This is a genomic window from Cryobacterium sp. MLB-32 (genome assembly GCF_000738085.1).
Classification (GTDB): domain Bacteria; phylum Actinomycetota; class Actinomycetes; order Actinomycetales; family Microbacteriaceae; genus Cryobacterium.
In genome coordinates this window covers 1-6038 of sequence record NZ_JPRS01000598.1, presented here as the reverse complement: position 1 = coordinate 6038, position 6038 = coordinate 1, and the positions used below count along the sequence as shown (strand labels likewise).

The window sequence follows — 6038 nt, the reverse complement described above, 5'->3', positions numbered from 1 at the left end:
CGCGCCGGGATGTCGTGAAAAGGGGGTCTGATTTGCGTGGTTGGGGGATTGGCCGTAATGTCATCTAAGTCGCCCCACAGGTGCGGAAAGCTGCTTAGCTTACCGGCCTCATGCGGGACCAAATCCCAAGTTTAGATAGCCTGCTTTTGTGGTGTTGTTTGGCTTGATGAAGTTTCATTCTGCGCCTTTGGGTGTGGGTGGGGCTACACGAAATTAGTGAAGTGCTCCAGTGCAATGGCCTTGTGGTCGGCGGCTGGGTGCGTCCGATCCTTGAGAACTCAACAGCGTGCACAATGTCAAATGCCAAAAACCTCGGTTGTAGGGCTCGTTTCTAGCGAGTACCGCAATAGAGATTCCTTTGGAATATGAATTGAAAGTCGTGGTTTCGATCACGCAAAACAAACAAAGCAAGTCAGTAATGATTTGTTCTGTCAGTTTCAAACTTGTATCTTGTTCGCCTATTCCGGCGGCTTGGTGCACTAGATGGGCATCCGATTTCGGTTGGGTAGCTATTCAAACATTTACGGAGAGTTTGATCCTGGCTCAGGACGAACGCTGGCGGCGTGCTTAACACATGCAAGTCGAACGGTGATGAGGAGCTTGCTTCTTTGATCAGTGGCGAACGGGTGAGTAACACGTGAGCAATCTGCCCTTGACTCTGGGATAACTGCGGGAAACTGTAGCTAATACCGGATACGACCCTTGGAGGCATCTCTGGGGGTGGAAAGAATTTTGGTCAAGGATGAGCTCGCGGCCTATCAGCTAGTTGGTGAGGTAATGGCTCACCAAGGCGACGACGGGTAGCCGGCCTGAGAGGGTGACCGGCCACACTGGGACTGAGACACGGCCCAGACTCCTACGGGAGGCAGCAGTGGGGAATATTGCACAATGGGCGCAAGCCTGATGCAGCAACGCCGCGTGAGGGACGAAGGCCTTCGGGTTGTAAACCTCTTTTAGTAGGGAAGAAGCGACTGGGTTTTCCTGGAAGTGACGGTACCTGCAGAAAAAGCACCGGCTAACTACGTGCCAGCAGCCGCGGTAATACGTAGGGTGCAAGCGTTGTCCGGAATTATTGGGCGTAAAGAGCTCGTAGGCGGTTTGTCGCGTCTGCTGTGAAAACCCGAGGCTCAACCTCGGGCCTGCAGTGGGTACGGGCAGACTAGAGTGCGGTAGGGGAGATTGGAATTCCTGGTGTAGCGGTGGAATGCGCAGATATCAGGAGGAACACCAATGGCGAAGGCAGATCTCTGGGCCGTAACTGACGCTGAGGAGCGAAAGCATGGGGAGCGAACAGGATTAGATACCCTGGTAGTCCATGCCGTAAACGTTGGGAACTAGATGTGGGGACCATTCCACGGTCTCCGTGTCGCAGCTAACGCATTAAGTTCCCCGCCTGGGGAGTACGGCCGCAAGGCTAAAACTCAAAGGAATTGACGGGGGCCCGCACAAGCGGCGGAGCATGCGGATTAATTCGATGCAACGCGAAGAACCTTACCAAGGCTTGACATATACCGGAAACGGCTGGAAACAGTCGCCCCGCAAGGTCGGTATACAGGTGGTGCATGGTTGTCGTCAGCTCGTGTCGTGAGATGTTGGGTTAAGTCCCGCAACGAGCGCAACCCTCGTCCTATGTTGCCAGCACGTAATGGTGGGAACTCATGGGATACTGCCGGGGTCAACTCGGAGGAAGGTGGGGATGACGTCAAATCATCATGCCCCTTATGTCTTGGGCTTCACGCATGCTACAATGGCCGGTACAAAGGGCTGCGATACCGCAAGGTGGAGCGAATCCCAAAAAGCCGGTCTCAGTTCGGATTGAGGTCTGCAACTCGACCTCATGAAGTCGGAGTCGCTAGTAATCGCAGATCAGCAACGCTGCGGTGAATACGTTCCCGGGCCTTGTACACACCGCCCGTCAAGTCATGAAAGTCGGTAACACCCGAAGCCGGTGGCCAAACCCGTAAGGGATGGAGCTGTCGAAGGTGGGATCGGTGATTAGGACTAAGTCGTAACAAGGTAGCCGTACCGGAAGGTGCGGCTGGATCACCTCCTTTCTAAGGAGCACGTGCAATCCCGTCTGTATACAGCGGAATTAGGTTGCCAGTCATACCACGCCGAACGGTGTGGATGGCGCTCATGGGTGGAACATTGACATTGATGCAAGAACGGCTGGTTCGGTTCAAGTACGCTTCTTCGGAGGTTGGAAAAGATCGGGTCAGAGAGACTTGCATATGCACGCTGTTGGGTCCTGAGGGACCGGAACATTCCATGCCTTTGGGTGTGGGGTTGACCATTCCTCTGGACCTTTTCTTGTTGGCATCAATCGCCGGCGTGAAGGGGTACCGCCCGTACTTTGAGAACTACACAGTGGACGCGAGCATCTTAAATTTGATCGGACTTCGGTTCGACAAATTACAAAGATCTAAGCAATTAGATCATTGGTCAATTTCGATGTCGGATTTATTCGGCATACTTAATCGATTCAAACTCATGTGATGTCAAATTTTTAAGAGCAAACGGTGAATGCCTTGGCATGTAGAGCCGAAGAAGGACGTAGTAATCTGCGATAAGCCTCGGGGAGTTGATAAACGAACTGTGATCCGAGGATGTCCGAATGGGGAAACCCCGCCAGGCCCGTGAGGTGACCTGGTGACTCCCGCCTGAATATATAGGGCGGGTAGAGGGAACGTGGGGAAGTGAAACATCTCAGTACCCACAGGAAGAGAAAACAATAGTGATTCCGTTAGTAGTGGCGAGCGAACCCGGATGAGGCTAAACCGATCATGTGTGATAGCCGGTAGGCGTTGCATGGTCGGGGTTGCGGGACTTTTCTATCATTTCTACCGAGATGGTGAGGGTTAGAACGTTGTATAGACGAACAGGATTGAAAGCCTGGTCATAGAGGGTGCGAACCCCGTAGTCGAAATGCAGCAATCACTCGAGAAGTATCCCAAGTAGCACGGGGCCCGAGAAATCCCGTGTGAATCTGTCAGGACCACCTGATAAGCCTAAATACTCCTACATGACCGATAGTGAACAAGTACCGTGAGGGAAAGGTGAAAAGTACCCCGGGAGGGGAGTGAAATAGTACCTGAAACCGTTTGCTTACAAACCGTTGGAGCCAGTCTGATTCTGGTGACAGCGTGCCTTTTGAAGAATGAGCCTGCGAGTTAGTGATATGTGGCGAGCTTAACCCGAGAGGGGAATGCGTAGCGAAAGCGAGTCTGAATAGGGCGATTCAGTCGCATGTCCTAGACCCGAAGCGAAGTGATCTATCCATGGCCAGGTTGAAGCGACGGTAAGACGTCGTGGAGGACCGAACCCACTTCAGTTGAAAATGGAGGGGATGAGCTGTGGATAGGGGTGAAAGGCCAATCAAACTTCGTGATAGCTGGTTCTCTCCGAAATGCATTTAGGTGCAGCGTTGCGTGTTTCTTGCCGGAGGTAGAGCTACTGGATGGCCGATGGGGCCCAAAAGCTTACTGACGTCAGCCAAACTCCGAATGCCGGTAAGTGAGAGCGCAGCAGTGAGACGGTGGGGGATAAGCTTCATCGTCGAGAGGGAAACAACCCAGACCACCAACTAAGGTCCCAAAGCGCGTGCTAAGTGGGAAAGGATGTGGAGTTGCACAGACAACCAGGAGGTTGGCTTAGAAGCAGCCACCCTTGAAAGAGTGCGTAATAGCTCACTGGTCAAGTGATTCCGCGCCGACAATGTAACGGGGCTCAAGCACGCCACCGAAGTTGTGGCATTGATATTTTTGGTAAGCCGCCACCTTGTGTGGTTGGTTCAGCCGTGTTGATGGGTAGGAGAGCGTCGTGTGGCCAGCGAAGCGGCGGTGTAAACCAGCCGTGGAGGCCACACGAGTGAGAATGCAGGCATGAGTAGCGAAAGACGGGTGAGAAACCCGTCCTCCGAAAGATCAAGGGTTCCAGGGCCAGGCTAATCCGCCCTGGGTAAGTCGGGACCTAAGGCGAGGCCGACAGGCGTAGTCGATGGACAACGGGTTGATATTCCCGTACTGACGAAAAACCGCCCAAACTAATCCAGTAATGCTAAGCATCTGAATCCCCTAGATGGATCCCTTCGGGGTGAAGCGTGGGGCCTAGCGTGCGACCCTATGCTGGTGCGGTTAGCGTATTAACAGGTGTGACGCAGGAAGGTAGCTGAGCCGGGCGATGGTTGACCCGGTCTAAGGATGTAGGGCGAACGATAGGCAAATCCGTCGTTCATGATGCCTGAGACCCGATGGGTAGCCCGTAAGGGTGAAATCAGTGATCCTATGCTGCCAAGAAAAGCATCGACGCGAGGTTTTAGTCACCCGTACCCCAAACCGACTCAGGTGATCAGGTAGAGAATACTAAGGAGATCGAGAGAATCGTGGTTAAGGAACTCGGCAAAATGCCCCCGTAACTTCGGGAGAAGGGGGGCCTGAGGCGTGAAGGGATTTACTCCTGGAGCGTTCGAAGGCCGCAGAGACCAGTGGGAAGCGACTGTTTACTAAAAACACAGGTCCGTGCTAAGTCGCAAGACGATGTATACGGACTGACGCCTGCCCGGTGCTGGAAGGTTAAGAGGAACGGTTAGCCGCAAGGCGAAGCTGAGAATTTAAGCCCCAGTAAACGGCGGTGGTAACTATAACCATCCTAAGGTAGCGAAATTCCTTGTCGGGTAAGTTCCGACCTGCACGAATGGCGTAACGACTTCCCAGCTGTCTCAACCGCGAACTCGGCGAAATTGCATTACGAGTAAAGATGCTCGTTACGCGCAGCAGGACGGAAAGACCCCGTGACCTTTACTACAGCTTGGTATTGGTGTTCGGTGTGGCTTGTGTAGGATAGGTGGGAGACTGTGAAGCTTGGACGCTAGTTCAGGTGGAGTCATCGTTGAAATACCACTCTGGTCATATTGGATACCTAACTTCGAACCGTGATCCGGTTCAGGGACAGTGCCTGGTGGGTAGTTTAACTGGGGCGGTTGCCTCCTAAAAAGTAACGGAGGCGCCCAAAGGTTCCCTCAACCTGGTTGGTAATCAGGTGTCGAGTGTAAGTGCACAAGGGAGCTTGACTGTGAGACTGACAAGTCGAGCAGGGACGAAAGTCGGGACTAGTGATCCGGCAGTGGCTTGTGGAAGCGCTGTCGCTCAACGGATAAAAGGTACCTCGGGGATAACAGGCTGATCTTGCCCAAGAGTCCATATCGACGGCATGGTTTGGCACCTCGATGTCGGCTCGTCGCATCCTGGGGCTGGAGTAGGTCCCAAGGGTTGGGCTGTTCGCCCATTAAAGCGGTACGCGAGCTGGGTTTAGAACGTCGTGAGACAGTTCGGTCCCTATCCGCTGCGCGCGCAGGAAATTTGAGAAGATCTATCCCTAGTACGAGAGGACCGGGATGGACGAACCTCTGGTGTGTCAGTTGTTCCGCCAGGAGCACCGCTGATTAGCTACGTTCGGAACGGATAACCGCTGAAAGCATCTAAGCGGGAAGCCGGCTTCGAGATAAGATTTCCATCCCTTAGGGGGAGAGGCTCGCAGCTAGACTACTGCGTTGATAGGCCGGATGTGGAAGTGGGGACTAAAGACCCATGAAGCTGACCGGTACTAATAAGCCGATAATTTGATAACACTCAGTTTGAAGAAGCTGCTTTAGCGTCCACTATGTGGTTCTCGATGTACGGTCGAGAACAAATAACTAAATACATTTGTATAAGTTTGTTCGATTCATCGGAAGATGTTTCGGCGGCTATAGCAAGAGGGAAACGCCCGGTCACATTCCGAACCCGGAAGCTAAGACTCTTTGCGCCGATGGTACTGCAGGGGGGACCCTGTGGGAGAGTAGGACACCGCCGGACTTAACTTAGCAACACACTTGAAAGCCACCCCACGGGGTGGCTTTCTTGCGTTAACCCGCCTGTCCGCTGGTCGAGGCGCGACGAAGGAGCGATCGAGACCCCGCGACCTGCGCCTGGAGGCTCGGCTCACCGGGTCTCGAGACACGCCGTAGACGGCGTTCCTCGACCAGCGAAACCCCCGCTGGT

3 rRNA genes are annotated in these 6038 nt (G+C 53.6%); all 3 read left to right on the top strand.

The annotated features are described in order from the left end of the window. The first annotated feature begins 520 nt into the window (after nucleotides 1–520). The 3 genes from JF66_RS20165 (at nucleotide 521) to rrf (ending at nucleotide 5852) form a co-directional block, all read left to right on the top strand. Nucleotides 521–2054: ribosomal RNA gene (locus JF66_RS20165) — 16S ribosomal RNA — on the top strand. A 442-nt stretch (nucleotides 2055–2496) separates the two neighbouring features. Next, nucleotides 2497–5625: ribosomal RNA gene (locus JF66_RS20155) — 23S ribosomal RNA — on the top strand. Nucleotides 5626–5735: 110 nt separating this feature from the next. Beyond that, nucleotides 5736–5852 (top strand): 5S ribosomal RNA (rrf, locus tag JF66_RS20150). Together the 16S, 23S and 5S rRNA genes form the textbook arrangement of a ribosomal RNA operon. Nucleotides 5853–6038: the final 186 nt, after the last annotated feature.